Origin of the sequence: Paenibacillus riograndensis SBR5 (assembly GCF_000981585.1) — a bacterium.
GTDB lineage: Bacteria > Bacillota > Bacilli > Paenibacillales > Paenibacillaceae > Paenibacillus_AQ > Paenibacillus_AQ riograndensis.
The window spans coordinates 4,771,057-4,794,669 of the sequence record NZ_LN831776.1 but is presented as its reverse complement, the minus strand read 5'-3'; the positions used below and the strand labels follow the sequence as shown (position 1 = coordinate 4,794,669).

Below are 23,613 nucleotides of genomic sequence, written 5' to 3'. Positions count from 1 at the left end.
TCCGATTTTGAGTTTGACATATCGTGAATTATCAATATAATGATGAATATGAACCCTATCGAAGTATTTAAGGCTTTGTCGAATGAATCGCGTTTTCAGATCTTGCAGTGGCTAAAAGAACCGAATCTCCATTTTACACCCCATGAAGGGATTGATATGACTGAAGTTGGGGTATGTGTAACCCAGATAACGAACAAGCTGAACATGACGCAGTCGACGGCTTCCCAATATCTTGCGATGATGCAGCGGGCCGGACTGATTACAACCAAACGGATTGGCAAATTTACGTACTACCAAAGAAACGAACAGGCGATTCGTCAATTGGCAGCTTTTATGAAAGATGAGATATAGCCCAGAAACTGAATTCTTATTCCGAGGATTCAGTTTCTATTTGTTACAACATTTCGATATTTCGCGATTTGTTTATTTTTTTATTCAAACATATTAACAATTCGCGATATATCTTTATATAAAAGAAAATTAAGGAGTTGAACGATCCATGTCGGTAAGCTGGAAAGTTTATATTTTGGCCATTATAAGTTTTTTGGTGGGGACATCTGAGTATATTGTGTCTGGAATTTTAGACCGCATCTCACTTTCATTCGGCGTTTCACTGGCTTCTGGTGGACAATTGATCACGATCTTCTCGCTCGTATATGCTATCTGTACACCAATTCTTATGGCACTGACGGCAAGCATGGACAGACGAAGATTAATTCTATCAGGTCTGGGCTTGTTCGTTGCAGCTAACATTTTATCCTTTGTTCTGCCTGGGTATGGGTTATTCGTGGTCGCACGTATTATTATGGCGCTTGGTGCGGGAATAGTCGTAGTTACGGCACTAAATATTGCAGCTAAAATCGCCCGGGAAGGCAGGCAGGCAAGCTCGATAGCAACAGTTGTCATGGGCTTCACAGCTTCTCTGATTATTGGTGTTCCTCTGGGAAGAATGACGGCGGATGCCATCGGATGGAAGTATATTTTCCTAGGTATTGCACTGTTGGGACTAATTTCCATGCTGATTATTTTTCTTACAATTCCACGTATCAAAGGTGATGAACCCATTCCCTTATCGCAGCAGCTTGCATTGCTGAAGGAACCAAAAGTGGCCTTGGGATTAGCCGTTACGTTCTTCTGGCTCGGAGGATATTCCATCGCGTATACTTATTTGTCTCCGTACCTGATTACGATTTCGGGGATTAACGACAGCTACATCAGTGGTGCACTGTTAATCTTCGGTATTGCCAGTATGATCGGTTCGAAAATTGGCGGCTTCAGTGCGGATCGCTGGGGAGTGTATCCTACGTTATTTGGCGGGATGCTGCTGCATATATTGATGCTTGTCCTATTGTCTCTTGTTACCCATTCCGTTGTCGGTGTGCTGGCTGTGCTTTTGCTCTGGTCATTTGCAGCCTGGTCAACCGGGCCCACCCAACAGTACCATATCACTACCTTGAAACCCGAAGCGTCGGGGGTAATGTTAGGCCTGAACCAGTCGATGATGCAGCTGGCTATGGCGGCTGGGGCTGGGATTGGAGGACTTGCGGTTCAGCAGATTGCGCTGTCTTCGATTACATGGATTGGTGCAGCTAGTGTGTTTTTGGCAACAAGTGCAACTCTGATTTTATATCGGCTTGGAGCTGAAAGAAAAACTGTGCTCGAACAAAAGCTGTAATAAGCTGGGAGAGCGTCATGTCAGAACGGGTTCCATCCATACTTGACGTCTTTTTTGACAGGGAATGAAGTTGAAATATATTATTATTTCATACGTTCGTATTGAAATGAGTATAAAGGATGATAAGGAGAGATATCCCATGAAAATCATTTACCACGGCCATTCCTGCATTCAGATTGAGGTGAGCGGGAAGTCGCTCATTATCGACCCGTTTCTTAGAGGCAACCCCGCTGCGGTCACCAAACCGGAGGAGGTCAAGACAGATATGGTGCTGCTGACCCATGCCCATGTGGATCATATTCTGGATGCTGCCCCGATTGCGCTGCAGAATAATGTGCCAATCGTGGCGAATGTGGAGCTGGCTGGTTACATGGAAGGACAAGGCGTCCAGACTATCGGGATGAACATCGGGGGGACGGTTGATCTTGGTTTTGCCAAGGCGACGATGATTCATGCTTTTCATAGCTCCGGCATTACGCTGGAAGACGGGCAGAAAGCGATTTATGGCGGCATGCCTGCGGGATTCATTATTCAGGCGGAAGGACGCACTGTTGTGCACACCGGGGACACGGGCCTGTTCGGAGATTTGAAAATGTTCGGTGAGCTGTATGACATCGATCTGGCGATTCTGCCTATCGGGGGGCATTACACTATGGGACCGGAGCATGCGCTGATTGCCGCCAAATGGCTGGGAGCCAAGCAGGTGCTTCCGATTCACTACAATACCTTCCCGCCTATTGTGCAGGATGCGAATGCTTTTGTGCGGGCGCTTGGGGAAGAAGGAATCAGAGGCACGGTGCTTGGTTACGGGGAGTCACTGGAGCTGTAAACTATAACGGGTTCAGCAGTATTCAGCACAAGTTGGAGAACATGGCAATAGAACATCACTTCGGTGGTGTTCTTTTTTTGGGGTTATATTGGCAAAAGACATCTCCTGTCCGGATCGCGGCTGAATTATTGTGTGTTGGAGCCACGAAAAGTGACCGCATGATGTATGGAAGGATGGGAGACTTTCGAATCAGGTGTGACCGTAAGTCGGCGATAAATCTCAATCTGCTGCACTCTGTACGTTAGAATCTTTTGGAAATGCTGCTTTTGGCTCAACCTCCGGCATTGTATCCTTCTCCGAGATTTCATTGATACGAAAACCATGATTTCCTATGTTGCGGATAACGAGCAGAAGATATATGTATAAAAATTAAACTAAATGATTGACTAATACCAAGTTATCTTATAGGATATAAAATAAATCGACTGACTGATCAATCAGTTTTGAATTCGAGGGAGGGGAAATCCCATTTCGCGCGAAGAAACAAATACCAAAAAAAGTGAAGAACGCAGAAGCGAACTGCTCGGAATCGCTCTGGAGCTGTTCGCCAAATTCGGATACCATAATACAAAAATCTCGGATATCGTCAAGCAGGCCGGTGTCGCACAAGGCACGTTTTACTGGCATTTCAAGAGCAAGGAAGCCATTGCTCTGGAGATTATTGCGAGCGGCAGAGCCGAGATTGTGAAGGTGATCGGTCAAGGATACCGAAGCCATTCAGGAACCGTAGAGGATATGGTCACTGCGTCTGAACTGCTTTTAACCAGCCTGTTCCGTTTTGCGGGCAGCAACCGTTATTTCATGGAGCTTTTGTATGCCGGGGCAGGTAATGACGAGGTCATCCGCAGTGCGGTGAACGAAACGAGAAATGAGATGGAACGGGCATTCCGGCGCAATATCGAACGTGCGGTGGAGCTGCAGATGCTTCCGGCTAACATTGATTCCTCACTCCGGGCGATGCTTCTGGTGAGTCTTATTGAAGGCGTGATTTCCCGCTGGCTGTTCGGGCCAAGGGAGGCGGAATCCGAGCTGTCCCGGAAGACCGCTGAGGAGCTTGCTGCCGAGACAGCCAGATTCGAGTTCTTTGGTCTGCTGGGCACAACGAAGAATACAGTAAATGAAGACAAGAAGGGGGGTTCGGAATGATATCAGTCCTATGGAGCAATCACAGTTATACGGTTAACAGCGACAATACGTATGAAGCGCCCGCAGGCGCCAGACAGTCGCCCATGGATATTCTTTGTGAGTCACTGGGCATGTGCATCGCGGTTTCCCTTGTCAGATTAATGGGGGATGCGGGGCTGGACAGCAATCTGCTGACAGTCGAAGTAGTGCCTCATAAAGCCCATGGAGGGGCACCCCGTGTTGAGAATATGAACGTCTCGGTGATATTCCCCGGTGCATTAAGCACGGAAATCAAAGAGAAGCTGCTGCTGCAGGCGTCCCGGGTGTGTACCATTGGCAACACCTTAAAACGCGGCAGTGAAATTACTTACGAAATTAAACCATAAGCGGAGGTTATCATCAATGGCAATCCAAAAAGAGCATACAGCGGGCCGGCAGGGAAATATAGCAGCCCTCGAAGATTACGCGATTCAATCGGTCCCGGCGGAAAAACGGAAAAGTTGGCTTAATGTTGCTTTTACCAGCTGCGGATGGATTATCTCCTTATCGACCATATTTGTAGGGGGATCACTCGCAGCGGGCATGACCTTCGGACAAGCCATTCTGGCGGCGGTAATCGGGATGACCATTCTGGCGGTGTACGGGTTTTTCCAAGGCTGGATGGGGGCTAAATACGGTGTGGCTACCGCTGTTCTCGCCCGGCAGGCCTTCGGGCGGGCCGGTGCCGGACTGTTCGGCATACTGCTGTCGCTGACGATGGGGATCGGCTGGTTTGGCTGGCAGGTTGCTTTTTTCGGATCAACGATTGAGCAAATGTTTCCCGGCCAATGGTTTGCGGACCCGACCTTCGCGATTATCTGGGGCGGCGTGCTTATGATTTTTACGGCTTTGATCGGCTATAAGGGGATTACTTATTTAAGCTTTGTTGCTGTGCCGCTGGTCATTGTTCTTTCGATCTGGGGGATATTTGTTGCTGCCGATGCTTCTGGCGGATTAAGTAATTTGTTTGCTCTTCAGCCTACCGGCGCGTCCCTTGGCTTGTTCGCGGGAATCACTCTGGTAGTGGGGAATGCGGCGCTTGGCGCCATCGTTTTCCCGGATGTTTCGCGGTATGGGAAGACACCACTGGCCGGCGGTATGGGCGCAGCGGTTGGTTATTTTGTCGGCGGGATTTTTTCGGTGGTCGCCGGAGCGGCTATGACCTTTGCGGCACAACTGCCTGACCTGGGGGCCACTCCTAATATCCCGGCTGTAATGGCCAAGCTTGGCATGGGCTTCTTTGCTTTTTTGATTCTGGTTTTTGCCCAATGGTCCAACAATGACAACAATCTGTATACAGGCGCACTTGGTTTGCGCAATGTGGTGAAGCTGCCGAAGTTCGTTCTGGTGCTCATCATGGGGGTACTTGGTATTGTGATTGCGCTGACAGGCTATCAGGATCATTTCGTGCCGTTCCTGAACTTCCTTGGCGTCTATGTGCCGCCGATTGCGGGGGTTATGATTGCCGATCACTGGATTGTGCGCAGAGGCACCTATCAATTTGGTGAGGGCACGAAGTATAGCGGAATTAATCTCGCGGCCATCGCCGCTGTGATCATTGCAGGCGTTATCGCGTCAAATATTGCATGGGGAATCAGCCCGATTAATTCGACCGTTCTGGGTCTGATCATCTATCCGGTGCTGACTGCGCTGCTGCGGCTGCTGCGGATTCCCTATGAGTGGGGACAAACTACGGAAGATTCTACAGGTTACTAAACTTTAACGGTACAAGAAAAGGGCAGGAGGTCAACAAATGACAGCAGAGAATAACAGCTGGATGCTTGGAATTGATGTGGGGGGCACATTTACGGATCTGGCAGCTTTGGATGAACGGGGGAACATTACGGCGACCAAAACTCCTTCAACCCCCGATCCCTCGGATGGGGTGATTCAGGGAATTGAGAAATTGTCCAGGCAGCTGAATATCAGCATGCTGGATTTCCTTACCCGCTGTTCGCTGCTTGTGCATGGGACAACGGTGGCAACCAACACGATTCTGGAGTATAACGGGGCCAAAGTGGGATTGATTACTACCGAGGGCTTCAGGGATGAGATTGAATTCCGCCGCGCTTATAAGGAAAGTGTATTCTCGCCGCGTCTCCCTGCACCTTACCCGATTGTACCGAGACGCCTTCGTATCGGTGTTCCTGAGCGTGTGGGGGCACAGGGACAAACCATCATCCCCCTGGATGAGGCAGCGGTACGGGAAGCTATCCGTTTCTTCAAGGAGGAGAAGGTGGAGGCGATTGCAGTTTCTTTCCTGTTCAGCTTCCTGGACCCGGCACATGAGCAGAAGGTGAAGCAGATTGCCCAAGAAGAAGCACCTGACATCTTTGTTACATTGTCCTCGGAGGTGCTGCCGCAAATAAGGGAGTTTGAACGCGTCAGTACAACCATTGTGAATGCTTATACGGCTCCGGCAATGAAGCGGTATATGGAACGGCTGGACCGCCGTCTGCGGGAGCAGCAGTTCAAAGGCGAGCTTTTTGTCATGCAGTCCAGCGGCGGGGTGCAGAACATTGTGCAGAGCGGACAGCTTGCTGCAAGCTGCCTGCTGTCCGGACCGGCCGGTGGCGTGACTGCGGCTGCTTTTATAGGTGAACGTATCGGATATAAGGATCTCATCACGGTAGATATGGGCGGGACAAGCTATGATGTCTCGGTCATCGAGCAGCTTCAGCCGACGCTGACGACGGAAAGCTGGATCAGCCGCTACCGTGTAGCGCTGCCGATGCTGGATATCCATACAGTAGGTGCAGGTGGCGGCAGCATCGCCTGGATCGATAACGGAGGCATGCTGCAGGTGGGGCCGCGCAGTGCCGGGTCAACACCAGGCCCGGCCTGCTACGGCCGGGGCGGTACTGAGCCAACGGTAACCGATGCGAATGTTGTGCTGGGATATATTAACCCCGATAACTTCCTGGGCGGTGAAATGAAGCTGGACCGCACCTTGTCAGAAGAAGCCATCCGCCGGGCGGTTGCGGAACCGTTAGGGGTTTCGGTTATTGAAGCGGCGCTTGCGATATCGGAGATTGTGAATAACAACATGTCCAACGCCATCCGGTTTGTAACGACCCAGCGCGGCTACGATCCCCGCAAGTTTGCGCTCCTTGCTGCAGGCGGGGCGGGAGCCGTTCATGCTGGACGGCAGGCGGAGGAGCTTGGCATCAATACGGTTATTGTCCCGGGCTTCGCCCCTGTGCTGTGCGCGCTTGGCGATGTGATCGCCAACCTCAAAGTCACTGAATTGCGCACGTTCTACGGGAATTCGAAAGAGCTGCAACTGGCTGATATCAATCAGCGTTTTGAGCAGATGGAACGTTCTGCCAAAGAAAAGCTCGGAGAGAGCGGGAAGCTGAATCTGAATATGGAAGTCCGCAAATATGCGGATATGCGTTATGAAGGCGAGGTTCATGAGGTAACGGTTCCGATCCGCACACGTACCCGCAAGATTACGGAACTGAATATGGAAGCTGCCTTTGGTCAGTTTCATGAACTGCATGAACGGCTCTATGCCCACAAAAATATCGGTCAGGAAATCGAACTGCTGAATTTGCGGCTCGATCTGATCGGAGTCAGGGACCGGATACAGCTGCAGGAAGGCCAGTTCAGTGAAGAAGATCCCGGGGCGGCTCAAATCTCCTCCCGCCCGGTATATTTTGGACAGCAGGCGGATGAGACGAAGATTTATGACAGCTCGCTGCTGGTGCCGGGCAATCTGATTGTAGGCCCGGCGATTATTGAGCACTGGGGATCGACGATTGTCGTGTATCCGGGAGATGAGGCGCTGATTGACCCGGGCGGCAACTGTATTATTGAGGTGCGGAAAGAAAAGGAGGCGGTATAGGATGCCTCCAGTCCACAGTATTGAAGACCAGATTATCTACGGTAAAATCGCAGCGGTGAGCCGCCACGCAGGGGAACAGCTGCAGCGGATCTCCCGGTCGCCGCTGATCGCTGAATCGCGGGCCTTTGCGGCCGGGATTGTAACAGAAGCTGCTGGGCTTGTTCATCAAATCCAGGGAGAGGCGGAGCATTTGTATGCGCTGCGTGCAAGCACGCGGGCCATGTATGACCATTTTGCCTATGATCTCGAAGAAGGGGATGTGCTGATCTCCGCTGATGTCTACAAGGGCGGAACCAAAGGCCAGATGCTTACGATGGTCCTGCCGTTCTTTCTGGAAGGCGAGCTGACTCTTTCGCCGGTGATCCGGGTTCAGCTAACGGATCTTGCGGGGGAATATCCCGGAGGATATCATCCCGAAGCCTTTGAGATGTGGCAGGAAAGTATGCGCATCACCCCCGTCAAGCTGTATTCAGGAGGCAAGCTGCAGCGGGATGTGCAGCGTTTTGTACTGGCAAACAGCCGGACTCCAGGGCTGCTGGCATCCGATCTGGATGCGCTTCGGGCAAGTCTGCTGCAGGCCCAGACAGGACTTCGTTCGATTATCCAAGCCTATGGCTTGAGTAAGGTGGCCCGGGCCATCGGGCAGATGAAGGCACACACGCAGGAGCAGGTCCTGAACCTGCTCCCGGAAGGCCGGAAGGAGTGGTGTGGTGCTGCCGATTTCTCGGCTTCAAAGGTGAGCGGAAGGGTACAGGTCCGGATGCAGCGGGAGGGGAATCTATGGAAAGCGGATTTCACCGGTTCTGCCTCGCAGGTGGAAGCGCCGTTCAATTGCAGTGAGGCAACCACATCTGCCTGCGCGGTTGTGGCAATATTGGCAGAGCATTTGGAATCTCTGCCTGTTAATGACGGTTTGCTGGATGTGTTCGATTTCAAGCTGCCAGCCGGGAGTATTGTGAATCCCGCTTATCCATCTGCGACTGCGCTCGGATATCATACGGCCGGGCAGGCTGTAGCTGCAGCCGTCACTCATGCATTAAATGGATCTGACAATAACGAAGGGAAGTTTCCGGCTGTTCATGGTGCTGCACCGCTTACGGTACTCTATTCACCCATAGGTTCGCAGAAGCAGACAGTGCCTGTGTTCCTTGAACTGGGCTATACGGCATCTGCCGGCGGGTGGGGCCCGCCGGTGCTGCACAGCGGCCGCAGTCTCGCCTCGGCGGAGGAGCTGGAGTGGAGAAGCGGACTGCGCATGACACAGCGGGAACTGGCCGGGGATGAGGGTATGGAAGTGCGGGTTGAGCTGCTGGACGGCAGCTGGGAGGCCTGTATTTTTGTGCCGGATCAAGCGGATTCATCCGGTCTGTCAGTGGCTGTAGAGAGCTGTGGAGAAGTGTGGAAAGGTACGGTTACTGGACTGCCTATATCGGCTGGTGCAACAATCCATTACACATTTGCCCGGAACGGCGGCGGGAGACCCGCAGAAAAGGAGGTTGGCCTTCATGGCAAGAAAGGTTGATGATTGGCTGCTCAGCCAGATTGTAGGCGGAACTCTCGATTCAGTCGCTGAAGAAATGAGCGCAGTTGTTACGCGCACTGCCCGTTCGCCTATTTTTAATGAAGCGCATGATTTTACGACAGGTGTCTTTGATTTCACCCGCAGCTCCACCAGACTTGTGGCCCAGGCACCAGGCTGCACGCTGCATTTGTATGCCATTGTCAGTGCAGTAGACCAGCTAATGGAGGCCTTCAAAAATGATCTGCATCCCGGCGATGTGCTGCTGGTAAATGATCCTTACCATGGCGGCTCGCACAGTCTGGATTGGACCATAGTAATGCCGGTCTTCCACGGCCGCAGACCCATTCTGCTTCCTGCGGTACGAAGCCATATGGGAGATAACGGGGGGCCCGTAGCCGGAGGTTACAACCCGCGTTCCCGGGACATCTGGCATGACGGGCTGCGGATTCCACCCATTAAGCTGTATGCGCGCGGCGAGAAGCGCCGCGATGTCTTTGAGATGATTCTGGCGAATAACCGGCTGGAGCACTGGCTTGAGGGGGATCTGGACGCGATGATCGGCGCCTGCAAGATGGCCGCCGAACGGATCGGACAGCTGCTGGAACGTTACGGCCCCCCTTCCGTCATTGGTGCGATTGAGCAGCGGATCGAATATACGGAGCGGAGGGTGCGCGAGGAAATTTCCAGTTGGCCTGACGGCACGTATACGGCGGAAACTTTCGCTGACCACGATTTTCAGGGGAACCGTGACATCAAAATCCGTGCCACAGTAAAGGTTGAAGGCAGCGGGCTTGAGATTGACTTTACAGGGTCCTCTCCGCAGGTAGCCGGATTCATCAACAGCCCGCTTTCCAATACGACTTCATTTGCTTTTGTTGCGGTCTCCACCTGCTGTGACGAGAGCATACCGATCAATGAAGGGTACATGAATCCGGTTAAGGTAACGGCTCCTGAAGGCACTGTGGTCAATCCGCGCCTGCCGGCCCCATGCGGGCATGCCACAGCCTGTGTGGGTGCCGAAATTGCCGAAGCCGTTCTCCTTGCGATCTCCCAGTGTGCGCCTGAAAGAGCAGGCGTCAATGCGCATAAGCTGCCGCTGGCGTATACGAACGGAACCTATGAAGATGGGCGTCCCTGGGTCAATCTGAACTTTTTCGGCTATACGGGCGGGGCCGGAGGCGCCTTCGAAACCGATGGCTGGGGATTGTATCCGCCGGTAATGACCGGGGTCATCCTGCCTTCCATTGAGATGAATGAACTCCAGTATCCAAGCCGTGTGCTTAAGCATGAATATGCCGCGGATTATACGGGAGCCGGTCAATACCGCGGTGCACCGGGACTTGAAGTGAAAATACAGCATCTTGAGCCAAGCTACACCAGTGTGATGATGGCCGGGGTACGCAACACGACCCGCGGTTTATGCGGGGGCGGCGACGCACCTGCGAATCTGGTGGTACTGGGCGACGGCCAGTCGGCCCCTCTTGAAGTCCGGGAAACAGCTTTTCATGTACACATGGAACCGGGCGGCATCATTACATTCCACCGTGCCGGAGGCGGAGGCTGGGGAAATCCGCTGCTTCGGGAGCCGGGCAAAGTGCTGGAGGATGTTCTGAACGGTATCGTGTCTGTCGAAGGAGCTGAACGGGAGTATGGCGTAGGGATTGTTCGTGTCGATGGAGGGTTTGCGGTCGATGACCGCAAAACGGCAGAACTTCGTCAGCTAAAACAGGGCTGAATTGAATTCAGCCCCAACAATCAGTAAGGGATGAGCCGCGGCAATACTCGGTTCATCCCTTTTTTAAAAGATAATTTATATGTGGGTGAACAGACTTCCCCTTTTTCTGTAATTTTATCTGCAGTTACGGACTCAGGAGCCGTTATAACGTTCGATGGAGCCTGGAATCAAGGGGAAAGGGAGAAATAAAGGCATCTGAGTCCGTAGTCCTGCGGAATAGCCGAATCTTCTATCCATAACGGCTCTCCTGTCCGTAACGGCTGCGGATCGATCGCGAAGGAATAGGGCGATCCGTCTTTACCGGCTTCTTCGCAGGTGCTAGTTGGAAAAAGGGAACTTATTTTTCCGGAAATTAAGAAATCCTGAGATTGAAGTGGAAAAAGTATACCTAATTGGGCCACATTTCTTGTCCGATGGTGAAATGGGCTGAATTAGTGTCCCTTTTTCCACTTCATCTGCCCGAGAATAGGGAACTTCGGCAAATTAGTTAACCTTTTTCCACTTAAAAAGTTGCCGTAGGATTCATGGGGAGTCGTTCTCCAAGGTAACGCTAGAACCAAGACGGCTGCGCTGTCCCGTGGAGGACCGCACAGCCGTTTTGGTTCAAATATAAGAATTTATATGCTTCACGCTATAAATGTTCCTTCTATTTCTCGCTGAAACGGGTACCTGAAAGCGATACTCTGTATCGCTGCTTCGGAAGCATAGGCTCCTAATAAGGACGGCGTAGCCGTTTCTACTTGTATCACGGATCATTATTTATTCTCCGGTTCCTTCGGCACCACCCGTGCTGGCCGGGTTACCCAGTTGCTGCGGTTCATCGGCTTGACCGTATCAATGCGCGGAATAAAGCTTTCCTCAGGGGCCGGCGCTGGTTGTGACTTGTTATCTGTTACCTCTGCCGCTATATTCTTCTTCGACAGCCCCCGCCCGTTATGCTTGCCTTTGTTCCATACTCTTCCCTTGCTCATGATTACACTCCATTTCTGTAGGCTTATGCTTCCACCATATCACATCAGGATAGCTTAAGAAAGCTTAGATAGCATAAAACGGGCTGTTTGACAAGTTATAAAATGTACTATTGATCGCTTATCTGGCTAACTATAATGAAATAGAATTGAAAGGAGAGCACCCTGATGCCCATCAAGATTATTACCGATAGCGGTTCTGATTTACCCTTGGAGTATGCAGAAAAATATAACGTTGACATCGTTCATTTGCCGGTTCACTTTGGGCATGAGCTGATGCCGGAGGATGCGGATACCCAGGCTTTTTATGCCAAAATGCGTGAATCCAAGGAGCTGCCTAAGACAGCCAGCCCCAGTCCGCAGGTATTCCTGAACAAATTCAAACAAGTGGAACCGGGCACCGATATTATGGTTGTCTGTATGTCCTCGAATATAAGCAGCACTTATCAGGCGGCGGTAATTGCCAAGGATTTATATGAAGAAGAAGGGCATTCCAATGCCATTGAGATTATAGATTCGAAGAACTTTTCCGGGGGCCTGTCCCTCATTGTCGCTTTTACGGCCAAATGGTCGCTGACCTGCTCCAGTCTGGCGGAGCTTAAGCAGATGGTCCTGGATAAGATCGGGGAAGTGAACGCATACTTTACGCTGGATACGCTGGAGAATGTGATTAAGGGCGGGCGGCTGAACCGGCTGTCCGGCGCAGTGGCTTCCGTATTGAACATCAAGCTGCTGCTGAAAATCAGCGATGAAGGGACCGTTGAGGTGGTAGAAAAAACACGCGGGCTTCCCAAAGCGCTGAGTCACCTGCTGGCAAAGCTGGAACACAAACAGCATGATTACGAAAAAGCGGTGATTGCCATTGTGCACAGCAACTGTGAGAAGCTGGCGCAGGAGATCAAGGAGCGGATTCTGGAAAAGCATCCCTTCAAAGAGATCCTATTTTCCAGTATGGGACCTGTGATGGGCACCTATGCGGGCGAAGGCGGAATCGGCGTGGCTTTTTAACACCCGCTCTTCACGCTGTCAGGAAGGCCGTACCCGGAAACCCGCCCGGTGTGCGGTTTTTTTGTATCATAAAACTTTATCTTTTCTTTAGATTTGGTTTAGACTGGATTAAGAATGGCAGGCTATAGTTACAATTAACGCGCCTTGCGGGAAAAGATAGAGGGGGATTCACCATGTATACCATTCTGATTGCCGACGATGAATTGGAGATTGTTGAGCTTCTGCAGTTGTATCTGGAGAAGGAATACAACATTTTGCAAGCACAGAACGGGAACGAAGCTTTGAAGCTGATGCAGAGCCACACCGTGGACCTGGCGATTCTCGATATTATGATGCCGGGTATGGACGGGCTGCAGCTGCTCAAGCGAATCCGTGAAAATGATCATTTTCCAGTGCTGTTTCTATCAGCCAAAAGCCAATACCATGATAAAATCCTGGGCCTTGAGCTGGGAGCGGATGATTATATCTCCAAGCCGTTCAATCCGCTGGAAATCGTTGCCCGTGTAGGTTCCATGCTGCGGCGGGTTCATGAGTTCGATGCTCCGGCCGTCCAGGAGAAGAAGAAGGAACAGATTGTGCTCGGACGATTGCTGCTTGACCGGAGCAGCTGTCAGGTTGAGGTGGACGGAGAACCGGTTGCACTGACCTCTACGGAATACAAAATCCTGGAGCTTCTGATGGAGCAGCCGGGCCGGGTATTCACCCGCAAAAAGATTTATGAAGCCGTCTGGGAAGACTTCTATGTCTATGAAGACAACAGTATTATGGTGCATATCAGCAATATCCGCGATAAGATCGAGCGTGATTCCAAGAAGCCGGAATACCTGAAGACGATCAGGGGATTGGGGTACAAAATTGAAGCACCCGTGGAAAAGTAGAGACAACCGTCCGCTGCAGACATCACTCACCCTGGATTTTCTGCTGTTCAACTGCATGCTGTTGCTGCTCGTGCTTGGAGTCTATCTTTTTATCCAGAAGGATATCACCCACATGATTCTTGACAAGCGGCTCACAGACCCGAATCTTCCGGTCGAAGCCGGTCAATATCTCGAAGAACTGGGCGAAGGGCCGCGAAGTGCCCAACTGCTGCATAGCGGAGGCTGGCTGGAGCTGCTTGATTCCAATAAGCAAGTGATCCGGGTCGTTGGGGATAAGGAGGACCAGATCCGGTCCTACGATGAAGACCGTTTATTCCTGGGTCTGGAGAACCGTAAGGATCAGCCTTATTATTATTCGATTGCCAAAATAGAGGGAGACGGGCAGGCAGCCTGGCTGCTGCTCAAAATCCCCCGCGATGTGATCAAAGTGTCCATTGATAATGAATTGCTGGTTTCTTATTTGAACCATTCTGTGTTTTTCTACGTATTTTTGGTCAGCGGGCTCATACTGCTGCTGATTTTTGTATATAGCTATTGGGTCACCAGACGCATCAAGAAGCCGCTGCGGGTGCTGAATCTCGGACTGAAGCAGATGATGGAGGGGCACTACAGCACGCGGATTGCCCTGTATGCGGAGACGGAATTTCTGCGGATCGGGGAAAGCTTCAATTACATGGCTGATGTGATTGAGAAGACTACAGAAGAGAAGCGGCGGGCCGAAAAAAGCAAGCAGCGGCTGATGGTAGACCTGTCCCATGATCTGAAAACACCGATTACGAGTATCCAGGGCTATGCACAGGCCTTAATGGAGGGCCGGGGGACCGACCCTGAACGGCAGACGAAATACTTGAATTATATTTACAGCAAATCCGTACAGGTGACCAAGCTGATCCAGCATATGCTGGAGCTGCTGAAGCTGGACTCACCGGATTTCATTCTCCGCACGGAACGGCTTGAGCTGGGGGATCACCTGCGGGAGATCGTTGCCGACACCTACGGCGAAATCGAGCAAAAGGACTTCCAGCTTCAGCTTCAGGTGCCGGAAGAGGAAATGTATGCCCATTATGATCCGGAGCTGTTCGCAAGTGTTGTCAATAATCTGATCTCTAATGCGCTGGCTTACAATCCCAACGGCACACACCTGCGGGTCAGCGTCTTTCCGGAGGATACAGAGATTCGTATTGAGATTGCCGACAATGGAGTGGGTATTCCGAAGGAGCTCTGGTCTACGATCTTCGACCCGTTCGTCCGGGGAGATGAAGCCCGCAGCACCGCAAGCGGCGGAACCGGGCTGGGGTTATCCATCGCGAAGAAAAACGCCGAGAAGATGGGCGGTTCGCTGGAGCTTGCGAGCAGAGAGGGAGAACCGACGGTATTTACCATCCGGGTTCCGAAATAATGCGGACGGATGAATTCAGTAAAGGGAGAGGATCATGGCCAAATTAAATTTGTTTATCCGCATTTGTATTGCGGTTCTGCTGGTGCTGGGAATTATCTACTTGGGCACTCAGGTAAAGTTTATTTTTACACCCGTCCTGTCTTTGTTCCGTGTGGTCATTGTGCCGCTGATGCTGGCGGTATTCTTCTTTTATCTCCTGAGGCCGCTGATCAACTGGCTCGAGTCACGCAAGCTGAACCGGACGGCAGCCATCCTGCTGGTCTATCTGAGCATTGCGGTTCTGCTTCTGGCTTTCAGTGTCGGGGTCTGGCCTTCATTAAAAAGCCAGCTGGTGAATCTCGGCAACAATATGCCAAACGTGTTCAATGCGCTGGGTGAACAACTCACGAAGCTGGAGGACAGCAAGCTGCTGTCTTCACTGATTCCGGCGGATATGAATCCGGCAGGACAGCTGATGAACTACTTAAATAAAGGGTTTTCGCTATTGTCGAATTCTATGTCTGAACTGTTTTCTTTTGTATCCAATTTCGCAGTAGTGCTCTTTACCTTCCCGATTCTGTTATTCTACATGCTTAAGGAAGGCGGAAAGTTCGGCGTAAAAGTGGTGAGCTTCTTCCCAAAACGCTTCCATAAGGAAGGAGAGGGAGTTGTTGCGGACATTGATGAGGCGATGAGCAATTTCATCGTAGGCAGGGTGCTGGTGAATCTGGCGCTCGGAGTATTGATGTATCTTGGTTTTCTGCTCATTGGTCTGCCATATGCCCTGCTGTTGACAGTGGTGGCTGTACTTATGAACTTTATCCCGTTTATCGGAGCCATTCTGTCCACCGTGCCCATTTTCATTATCGGACTAATGGAGTCGCCTTCGACGGCAATCTGGTCCATCGTGGTTGTGCTTGTCGCACAGCAGATTCAGGATAACCTGGTGGCACCCTATATTTTTGGAAAAAGCCTGGATATCCATCCGCTGACTACGATCATTCTGGTACTGGCCGGAGGGGACTTTGGCGGTATTATCGGGATACTGCTGATTATTCCGGTCTATATGATGCTCAAAATTATTACGGTCAAGCTGCATCAGCTGTATATGCGCCAGCGCTGGCCGGAGGAGCCGCAGCTGTCTGCGGATGCAGTGGATTAAAACGGGGCAATGCCTAACCATACTTAAGGAGGAATAGGAATGGAACAGGATTCTCACAAAGGTCTGGTGAATATTTCCGACCGGGTGATATCGGCGATTATCGGCTATGCGGTGATGGATACTCCGGGAATCGCAGGAATGTCCGGCAGCACGGTTACCGGAAATCTGGCCAAACGCCTGGGCGGAAAAATCAGCAAGAAGGGATTGTCTGTGGAAGTTACAGAAGAGGATGTAGCCATTCATCTGCAAGTCATTATTAACTATGGATACGCGATTCAGGAGGTATGCAAAAGCGTGCAGCAGAATGTCCGCAGTGCAGTGGAGAATATGCTCGGCCTGACGCTTGGCGTAGTGAACATCCGGGTTGAGAAGCTGGCTCTTCCGTAGATCTGCTTCCCCGGATTAGGCACCGTGCCCTGGGCAACCGCATAGAATGGAGCAAAACCAATTACGGAGGTCATCCAGCGATGTCATTCTATCAGTCAGGTCAGCCTGCGACGGTAATCTATCAGGCCGATCCCGCCGTTGTCCAGCACCTGCACGGAGTCCGCGAGTCGCTCCATCACTCTTGTATGCCATATTTAAACCACAAAGTCAGCGTAAAGACGATTGACGGTCAGGTGCATGAAGGAACCATTGCCGGGATGGACAACAAGCATATGTATCTTATGGTTGAGTGTCCCACAGATATGGGGCGGGGTTACTACAATCCCTATTATAACCCGTATCCTTATCCGTATCCTTATCCATACCCGAACAATGCGATCCTGCCTCTGGTGCTGTTTGAGCTGCTGGCCATATTTCTGATCTGATCATGTGATTATAGTAGTGGCCGGTGCTGTAACCGCAATAGACCGTCTCCATTCAGGCTGACCGCTTGGTGGAAACGGTTTTTCTTTTCCCGGGCATGGGGAAGAATGATAGACTATGAAGAAAGATCAGTAAGTTACAGGAGGCTTAAGATGATTACATATCCGGTTATAAAAAAAGGGGCGGCCATCGGCGTGACCGCTGCCTCCGCAGGGGTTGGACCCCAATCTGTGGAGCTGTTCGGACAAGCTATCACCCGCATGGAGGAAAAAGGTTATCATGTCCTTTGCGGAGATACCGTCTTCCGGCATGACAAGGCGAAATCAGCCTCCGGCCTGGTGCGCGGCAAGGAATTTAATCAGATGATGTCTAGCGATGAGGTGGATCTGATCCTTCCGCCCTGGGGCGGAGAGCTGCTGATCGAGATGCTGGAGCATATCGATTTCAGCCAGGTGAAGAATAAGTGGATCATGGGTTTTTCTGATATCAGTCTATTGCTGCTGGTGATCACCCTCCGGACAGGCATTGCGACAGCGCATGGGCCCAGTTTGGGGGATTTGCGCGGGGAGGTTATAGATAAGACTACTGCGAAGTGGGAGACCGTGTTGTCCACAGCAAGCGGAGAGTCCGTCATCCAGCGCTCCTCGCCAACAGACTGGAAGACGGTATCCGGCGAAGCGGTCACCCTCCAAGGCCGGCTGCTCGGCGGCTGCATCGATGTCATCCGGCATATTATCGGTACACCCTACGGCGATGTGCGGCATTTTCAAGAAAACTTTATTCATCAGGAACCTATCCTATGGTATTTGGAGAATTGTGAACTGAACACAGCAGATCTGCGGCGGTCGCTGGTGCAGATGAAGCTGGCGGGCTGGTTCGATAACTGCTCCGGGGTCATGTTCGGCAGAAGCGGCTCCAATACACCGATGGAAAATTATACGGCGGAGGATGTATACAGGGAGCTGACTGAGGAATTGCAGGTTCCGGTTGTTTACGATTTGGATTATGGCCATATTCCTCCGCAAATGACGCTGATCAATGGAGCCTATGCCGAAGTGAAGGTTTCCGGAGGCGCAGGAACAATAACACAATATTTTTATGAATAGGAGGCAATATTTAAAGGGATCGCCGAGGCTTCATGCATCGCAGGAGCCAGGATTCCTCCTGTTTCCATTAGGAAGGAAAGGATCAATTGCCTTCAAAATCAAAGGGTGTCCCATGCCGAAATGGCTTGGAACACCCTCGTTTTTTTCAAAATATAAATTTATTTGTTTTGGAGGAAGCGACTTCCCCCTTATTTCATTGTAGAGGAAATTATACAGTGTAAAAAAATGTGGATATCTTGGAAGCCTCAGAGGATATAAGCGATGCAGGAGGATAGGGCTCCATCCGCGGACTGAAGCGGACTGAGGAGCCCTTATTTTGCCAAAAACCTTACTTTTTCAGCAGTTACGGACACAGGAGCCGTTATATCGTTCGATAAGAGCCTCGAATAAAGGGGAAAGGGACAAATAAAGTCAACTCAGTCCGTCCCTCCCTGAGGAATAGCCGAAGCTTCTCTCCATAACGGCTTTCCTGTCAGCAACGGCTGCGGATAGATCGTGAAGGCATAGGGCGATCCGTCTTCAGCATGCCCCCGTTGATTTTGGAGCGGTGGGGATCCCTGCGGCCGTAAGCCCAGGGTTGCTATTCCCGTCAGGGTGGTTGGACGAATTTCTAACGGGCAACGGCGGAAATACCGTTGTTGGGATGGCAAAGGCCGAGTTCTGAGGGGGGCGGTCTAAATATCTTACCTGTTTCTTCGCAGGTGCTAGTTGGAAAAAGGGAACTTATTTTTCCGGAAATTAAGAAATCCTGAGAATTAAGTGGAAAAAGTTAACTTAATTGGGCCACTTTTCCTGTCCAATGGCGAAATGGGCTGAATTAGTGTCCCTTTTTCCACTTCATCTGCCCGAGGATAGGGTACTCCGGCAAATTAGTGTCCCTTTTTCCACTTAAAAAGTTGCCGTAAGGTTCATGGGGAATCGTTCTCCAGGTAACGCTAGAACAAAGACGGCTGCGCTGTCCCATGGAGGACGGCACAGCCGTTTTTGTTGTGAGCAGTTTACAGGAATATTTACGTATTCACAACCGCCGTAATCTCTTCATCCAATTCCAGCCGCACATCCTCACGGTAGGCACGGATGCCGTACTCACCGTCCAAATAGCGGAGGATCGCCTCGATCATGTTTGACTCGACCAGGTACTGGCTCCGGCCTTGGACCCACACCTCTGCGGTATAGCCGGTGTCTTCCTCCCAGCTAAGCTCCACCTGGACCTCCTGCACCCGGACGCCTTTGCGTTCAGCCATATGCAGGCAGATAGCGTTAATGATCTCGTCCATGCTTAGAACAGTCAATGCCATATTAGTATCGGCCATCCCGTTCCTGAAGTCTGCGCCGTTCTTTTCTGCGGCGGAAGAAGGACATAATCAGCATTACGACCAGGTAGATGGCCAGCATGTTGACGGCGAAGCCAAGCAGGTTCCCGAAGGCGCCCATCCCGGCAAACATGCTGCCGAAGAGGAAGCCGGCAATCCCGCCGATCATCAGGCCTTTCATTAAGCTGCCACCGCTGAAAAATCCACGGTTTGCTTTGGCGGCTGTGCCGGCTTTTGTTCCTGTACTGCTATCGCTTTGTTTCACGTTATTTGTAGTAGATTTCTTCGGCGTCGTGGTGTATCCACGGGTTCCGGATTTGAAGCCGCCCCCTCCGCGTCTCGCATCCGCAAAGTCAGGCGCGGTGACAGCGAAGAACAGGGTAAAGGCCATGAGAATCATCATTACACGTTTCATTGGTTTCATTGAGTACAAGTACCCTCCCATAAGTTTTGTTAGCATCTGCTTCCAGAATCGGTATCGTATAAGCTTGCTTCGGAAGCATGCGCTTGGTTTGGTGTATCTGCCCGGTAATACGCAGCGCATGAGAGAAGGTTTCAATTTTAAATATCACAATTGCTGATTTGCAGAAACTGGAAGGTACTGAACCCAAAAAAAATGCGCGGATCCTAAGATCCGCGCCACAGCAGTGTTTTAGAGAGTTGCCTAGTTCTCCGCATACCCGTCAGACACCAGCTCAAGCGCTCCGGTGGCCGGATCGATGATCATGCCGTGAATAGGTACGTTTGGGGGGAGTAAAGGATGGCGCTTAATCAGCTCCACAGTCTGAATTACCCCTTCTTCCACATTGTCAAACCCGCGCAGCCACTTGGTCAGTTTAATGCCCGAATTCTCCAAAGTAGAGAGGACCTCATCGGAAACCCCGCGTTCTTTAATGGAATTGATCATTCTGTCAGCGTTCAGCGAGGCCATCCCGCATTCATAGTGTCCGACGACAATGACCTCATCCGCATCCAGCTCGTACAAAGCAACCATCACGCTGCGCATAACGCTCCCGAAGGGCTGAGAAATAACCGCACCGGCATTTTTAATGATTTTGACGTCTCCGTTCTTGAAATTCATAGCCTTGGGCAAAAGCTCCACGAGCCGTGTGTCCATGCAAGTGATGATCAGCATCTTTTTGTCGGGAAAGCGGCTGGTCAAATAAGCTTCGTATTCTTTTTGTTCGACGAATTTCTTGTTAAACTCCAAAATATCTGTGATTTGACTCATGACCTGCTGCCTCCTAAAAGTTTTGATAGCATAGATTCCCAGACTCACTTCGCGAACCCCGCCTCAATAGCATACGCTTAGTTTTGTGAGCATCCTGCCCCATAATTGCTAATTCTTAATATACTCCCTTAAGATTCATTTCGCACATCCAGTCACGAAAAAAGAGGTTTACGTGTTGCCGGTGGACACACTGCACAGCGTTCCGGCAGCCTGCCGGGACACATTAGCGCCCCAGTATTTCAAATTGAAGATATATTCTTCTGTAGTTGATTATAAGGATAATAATTAACAGGAGTCAATAACCTGCGATTACCAACGAATCTGCTTGTGAAAAAAAACAAATGTACCTTGCTCACCTTGATACGAAAGCTGCCACACTTTACCAGCAGCCTGCGGCTCTGGACTCTCAATCGCAGGATTTCAGAAATGTCTAATTTCTCGTTTACGGAGAGACTAGTTCAATGGTAGGATAGGATAAAACTACCATATGGGGGATGCAAAGTGAAAAAATTTGTAATAGGATTCGTTTCTGGTGCGGTTTTGTTCGGTGGGATTTCTGCTTTTGCGGCATCAGGGCTGGTGGGACAAAAAGTTCAGAGCGTGGTCATGATTGAAAAAAGTGGAGTTAAAATTGCTGACGGTGCTGTAATCAATGGTGCCATATACGCTCCGATACAGGCATTGGCAAAAGCCACTGGAACAACAGTTACCATCAAGGACAAAAAGGTCACCATAGGTAGCCCTTCAGCTTCAACTGCTAATAGTACCTCGTCCTCTAGTCGTTCTAATCCTACCGACATAGGGAAAACTGTTAATTTCAACTACAAAAACGGTGGTTATTCCGGAACTGTAGCTGTCACACAAGTTCTTAGGGGGGCAGAAGCTTGGGAAGCTGCAAAAGAACAATATAATGATTTTGCAAGTGAACCGGACGCTGGATACGAATACTTATTTGCTAAAATCAAAGTGAGTATTCTAAAGGTGGATAAGGCTGGAGCGACAGCAGACTTAAACCAGTTTGATTATAAGCTCATATCGACATCAGGGACGGAATACGGTGCTGATATCGTTCTATCGCCAGAACCATCAATAAGCACTAAAGTATATGCCGGTTCTTCTCATGAAGGATGGGTCGGTTACAAAGTGAAAACGGACGACGCCTCTCCGCTCATTGCCTTTTCCCGAAATTATGACGGAACTGGCGGTGTATGGTTTAAAACAAAATAATAGATCTTACCATTCTGAGTCTCGCCAAGCCGGCGGGGCTTTTTATGTTGGGTGAAAGACTGGCTCAAGCAGTAGTAGCGCGGCTCTGAGATAGTGTGGCAGCTATTTTCTATAGGCGCTGTTGATTATGCGGATTTAAAAAAGTATCATCAAGAGGAGCTGGTAAAAATAGAGAAAGCGGGTGTTGGGCCATGGAACAACTGGTCAAGGAAGAGTGGGAGAAATTCAGCGGGCTATTATCCAAACTTAGCGGATACACAGAGGCAATTGGCCTGCTGCATTGGGATTTGCGGACAGGTGCGCCGCGCAAAGGTGTAGAGACCCGTTCCAATACTATCGGGCTCCTCAGCGGGGAAATCTTCAGGCTGCATACTTCAACTGAAATGGGCGAGTTCACACAATTTTTCAGCCGCCCGGAGGTCATGAATCAGTTAAGCGACGTCCAGAATAAAATCGTCAAGGATTGCCGCAAGGAGTATGAGCGCAGCCAGAGCATTCCTGCCAAAAGCTACGAGGAGTATTCCGTACTCACCGCCCATGCGCAGACCATTTGGGAGGAAGCCAAGGAAAGCGGTGATTTTAATTCCTTTGCGCCTTATTTGAGCAAAATCGTAGCCTTTACACAGGAGTTCATCGATCATTGGGGGGTAAAAGACTCCCGTTATGACACCTTGCTTGATATGTACGAGCCTGATCTGACGGTAGAAAAGCTGGACGACATCTTCGGCCGTCTGCGCAGCCGCCTCGTTCCGCTTGTGGAGGCTATCTCGGCTTCGCCGAACAAGCCCGATAAGGAGTTTCTTGCCCAGGTCTTTCCAAAGGAGCAGCAGGAGAAGTTCGGTTTGTTCATTCTTGGGCAGATGGGCTTTGATTTTGAAGCCGGACGTCTGGACGAGAGTGTCCATCCGTTCGCTACCGGACTCAATCCGGGGGATGTCCGCATCACGACGAACTACTTGCCGGACAATGTCACAAGTGCTGTATTCAGCTCGCTGCATGAAGGCGGGCATGCACTTTATGAACAGAACATCAGCAAGGAGCTTGTCGGCACACCGCTGGCCCAGGGCGCTTCTATGGGCATCCATGAATCCCAGTCCAGACTATGGGAAAATATGATCGGCCGCAGCCGCGCCTTCTGGCACCGCTACTACGGCGATCTGCAGCAGCATTTTCCCGAGCAGCTTGCCGGTGTGGGGGTGGAGGACTTTTACCGTGCGATCAACAGTGTGGCAAATTCCTTCATCCGCATTGAAGCCGACGAGCTGACCTATAATCTGCATATCATTATCCGTTATGAGATTGAGAAGCTGATTTTTAATGAAGGGCTGGAGGTGAAAGATCTGCCGGGCGTATGGAATGCGAAGTATCAGGAGTGCCTTGGGATTACACCTCCAAGCAATGCGCTGGGCGTGCTGCAGGATGTTCACTGGTCTGGCGGGGATTTCGGTTATTTTGCCTCTTATTCGCTGGGGAATATGTATGCCGCACAAATTTTGAATACGCTGCGCCAAGAGCTGCCGGAATTCGAGGATCTGATTGCCGCCGGGAATCTGCTGCCGATCAAGGACTGGCTCACGGAGAAAATCTACCGTTATGGCCAAAGCCTGACCCCGTCGCAAATTATTGAGCAGGTGACCGGGGAGCCGCTGAATCCCGATTATCTGGCCGATTACCTGGAAGCCAAATATACAGAGCTTTATCAACTGTAGCCGGTTAAGGACATACTATCCGCAGCAAGGTGGAAGGTATCCGCCAAAGGG

General features: G+C 50.8%; 22 protein-coding genes. 18 read left to right on the top strand and 4 right to left on the bottom strand.

Annotated elements, in window-relative coordinates; all coding sequences use genetic code 11:
* Nucleotides 1-48 precede the first annotated feature (48 nt).
* From PRIO_RS20345 to PRIO_RS20305, 9 genes are all read left to right on the top strand, one after another.
* The gene (locus PRIO_RS20345) at nucleotides 49-351 is read left to right on the top strand and encodes an ArsR/SmtB family transcription factor (protein WP_039790131.1); all 303 of its coding nucleotides are present in this window, start codon (nucleotides 49-51) and stop codon (nucleotides 349-351) included.
* A gap of 148 nt (nucleotides 352-499) precedes the next feature.
* Nucleotides 500-1,675, top strand: coding sequence for an MFS transporter (locus PRIO_RS20340; protein ID WP_046504368.1), 1,176 nt, complete (start codon nucleotides 500-502; stop codon nucleotides 1,673-1,675).
* A 139-nt stretch (nucleotides 1,676-1,814) separates the two neighbouring features.
* Complete coding sequence (locus tag PRIO_RS20335; RefSeq protein WP_020430751.1) at nucleotides 1,815-2,504, top strand: metal-dependent hydrolase; 690 nt, start codon at nucleotides 1,815-1,817, stop codon at nucleotides 2,502-2,504.
* Nucleotides 2,505-2,972: 468 nt separating this feature from the next.
* Nucleotides 2,973-3,650, top strand: a complete 678-nt coding sequence (locus PRIO_RS20330; protein ID WP_051010672.1) for a TetR/AcrR family transcriptional regulator — start codon at nucleotides 2,973-2,975, stop codon at nucleotides 3,648-3,650.
* Entirely contained in the window at nucleotides 3,647-4,015 is a 369-nt protein-coding gene (locus tag PRIO_RS20325) for an OsmC family protein (protein WP_020430748.1), read from the top strand. The genes PRIO_RS20330 and PRIO_RS20325 overlap by 4 nt, the downstream gene beginning before the upstream one ends.
* 16 nt (nucleotides 4,016-4,031) lie before the next feature.
* Entirely contained in the window at nucleotides 4,032-5,384 is a 1,353-nt protein-coding gene (locus PRIO_RS20320) for a cytosine permease (RefSeq protein WP_020430746.1), read from the top strand.
* A gap of 37 nt (nucleotides 5,385-5,421) precedes the next feature.
* Nucleotides 5,422-7,515: a hydantoinase/oxoprolinase family protein gene (locus PRIO_RS20315; protein ID WP_046504363.1), complete on the top strand. Its 2,094-nt coding sequence runs from the start codon at nucleotides 5,422-5,424 to the stop codon at nucleotides 7,513-7,515.
* A 1-nt stretch (nucleotide 7,516) separates the two neighbouring features.
* Nucleotides 7,517-9,037, top strand: coding sequence for a hydantoinase B/oxoprolinase family protein (locus PRIO_RS20310; protein WP_052741498.1), 1,521 nt, complete (start codon nucleotides 7,517-7,519; stop codon nucleotides 9,035-9,037).
* Nucleotides 9,021-10,772 carry a hydantoinase B/oxoprolinase family protein gene (locus PRIO_RS20305; RefSeq protein ID WP_020430738.1) on the top strand — a complete coding sequence of 584 codons (1,752 nt, stop codon included), beginning with the start codon at nucleotides 9,021-9,023 and terminating at the stop codon, nucleotides 10,770-10,772. The genes PRIO_RS20310 and PRIO_RS20305 overlap by 17 nt, the downstream gene beginning before the upstream one ends.
* Before the next feature lie 755 nt (nucleotides 10,773-11,527).
* On the opposite strand, the gene PRIO_RS20300 is transcribed toward PRIO_RS20305, so the two are convergent.
* A complete protein-coding gene (locus tag PRIO_RS20300) occupies nucleotides 11,528-11,743 on the bottom strand; it encodes a hypothetical protein (protein ID WP_020432175.1) in 216 nt (71 codons plus the stop codon).
* A gap of 165 nt (nucleotides 11,744-11,908) precedes the next feature.
* Here PRIO_RS20300 and PRIO_RS20295 point away from each other — a divergent pair, with 165 nt between their 5' ends.
* From PRIO_RS20295 to PRIO_RS20265, 7 genes are all read left to right on the top strand, one after another.
* Nucleotides 11,909-12,748: a DegV family protein gene (locus tag PRIO_RS20295; protein WP_020432173.1), complete on the top strand. Its 840-nt coding sequence runs from the start codon at nucleotides 11,909-11,911 to the stop codon at nucleotides 12,746-12,748.
* Nucleotides 12,749-12,921: 173 nt separating this feature from the next.
* The gene (locus tag PRIO_RS20290; RefSeq protein WP_020432171.1) at nucleotides 12,922-13,626 is read left to right on the top strand and encodes a response regulator transcription factor; all 705 of its coding nucleotides are present in this window, start codon (nucleotides 12,922-12,924) and stop codon (nucleotides 13,624-13,626) included.
* Nucleotides 13,604-15,025, top strand: coding sequence for a sensor histidine kinase (locus PRIO_RS20285; protein ID WP_020432169.1), 1,422 nt, complete (start codon nucleotides 13,604-13,606; stop codon nucleotides 15,023-15,025). Before PRIO_RS20290 ends, PRIO_RS20285 begins: the two co-directional genes overlap by 23 nt.
* A gap of 34 nt (nucleotides 15,026-15,059) precedes the next feature.
* A complete protein-coding gene (locus PRIO_RS20280; protein ID WP_020432167.1) occupies nucleotides 15,060-16,166 on the top strand; it encodes an AI-2E family transporter in 1,107 nt (368 codons plus the stop codon).
* A 39-nt stretch (nucleotides 16,167-16,205) separates the two neighbouring features.
* Nucleotides 16,206-16,553, top strand: a complete 348-nt coding sequence (locus tag PRIO_RS20275) for an Asp23/Gls24 family envelope stress response protein (protein ID WP_020432165.1) — start codon at nucleotides 16,206-16,208, stop codon at nucleotides 16,551-16,553.
* Nucleotides 16,554-16,633: 80 nt separating this feature from the next.
* Nucleotides 16,634-16,978: a hypothetical protein gene (locus PRIO_RS20270; RefSeq protein ID WP_046504358.1), complete on the top strand. Its 345-nt coding sequence runs from the start codon at nucleotides 16,634-16,636 to the stop codon at nucleotides 16,976-16,978.
* A gap of 150 nt (nucleotides 16,979-17,128) precedes the next feature.
* Complete coding sequence (locus PRIO_RS20265; RefSeq protein WP_020432156.1) at nucleotides 17,129-18,082, top strand: S66 family peptidase; 954 nt, start codon at nucleotides 17,129-17,131, stop codon at nucleotides 18,080-18,082.
* 1,010 nt (nucleotides 18,083-19,092) lie between these two features.
* On the opposite strand, the gene PRIO_RS20260 is transcribed toward PRIO_RS20265, so the two are convergent.
* The 3 genes from PRIO_RS20260 to PRIO_RS20250 form a co-directional block, all read right to left on the bottom strand.
* Nucleotides 19,093-19,395: a YxcD family protein gene (locus tag PRIO_RS20260; RefSeq protein ID WP_081487167.1), complete on the bottom strand. Its 303-nt coding sequence runs from the start codon at nucleotides 19,393-19,395 to the stop codon at nucleotides 19,093-19,095.
* Complete coding sequence (locus PRIO_RS20255; protein WP_039787707.1) at nucleotides 19,382-19,810, bottom strand: membrane protein; 429 nt, start codon at nucleotides 19,808-19,810, stop codon at nucleotides 19,382-19,384. The genes PRIO_RS20260 and PRIO_RS20255 overlap by 14 nt, the downstream gene beginning before the upstream one ends.
* A 249-nt stretch (nucleotides 19,811-20,059) precedes the next feature.
* Entirely contained in the window at nucleotides 20,060-20,626 is a 567-nt protein-coding gene (locus PRIO_RS20250; protein WP_046504355.1) for a beta-class carbonic anhydrase, read from the bottom strand.
* 501 nt (nucleotides 20,627-21,127) lie between these two features.
* Between PRIO_RS20250 and PRIO_RS20245 the strand changes: the two genes are divergently transcribed.
* The gene (locus PRIO_RS20245; RefSeq protein WP_020427991.1) at nucleotides 21,128-21,853 is read left to right on the top strand and encodes a hypothetical protein; all 726 of its coding nucleotides are present in this window, start codon (nucleotides 21,128-21,130) and stop codon (nucleotides 21,851-21,853) included.
* Nucleotides 21,854-22,044: 191 nt separating this feature from the next.
* On the top strand, nucleotides 22,045-23,562 hold the full coding sequence (locus tag PRIO_RS20240; RefSeq protein WP_020427990.1) for a carboxypeptidase M32: 1,518 nt from the start codon (nucleotides 22,045-22,047) through the stop codon (nucleotides 23,560-23,562).
* The last annotated feature ends 51 nt before the right edge of the window (nucleotides 23,563-23,613 follow it).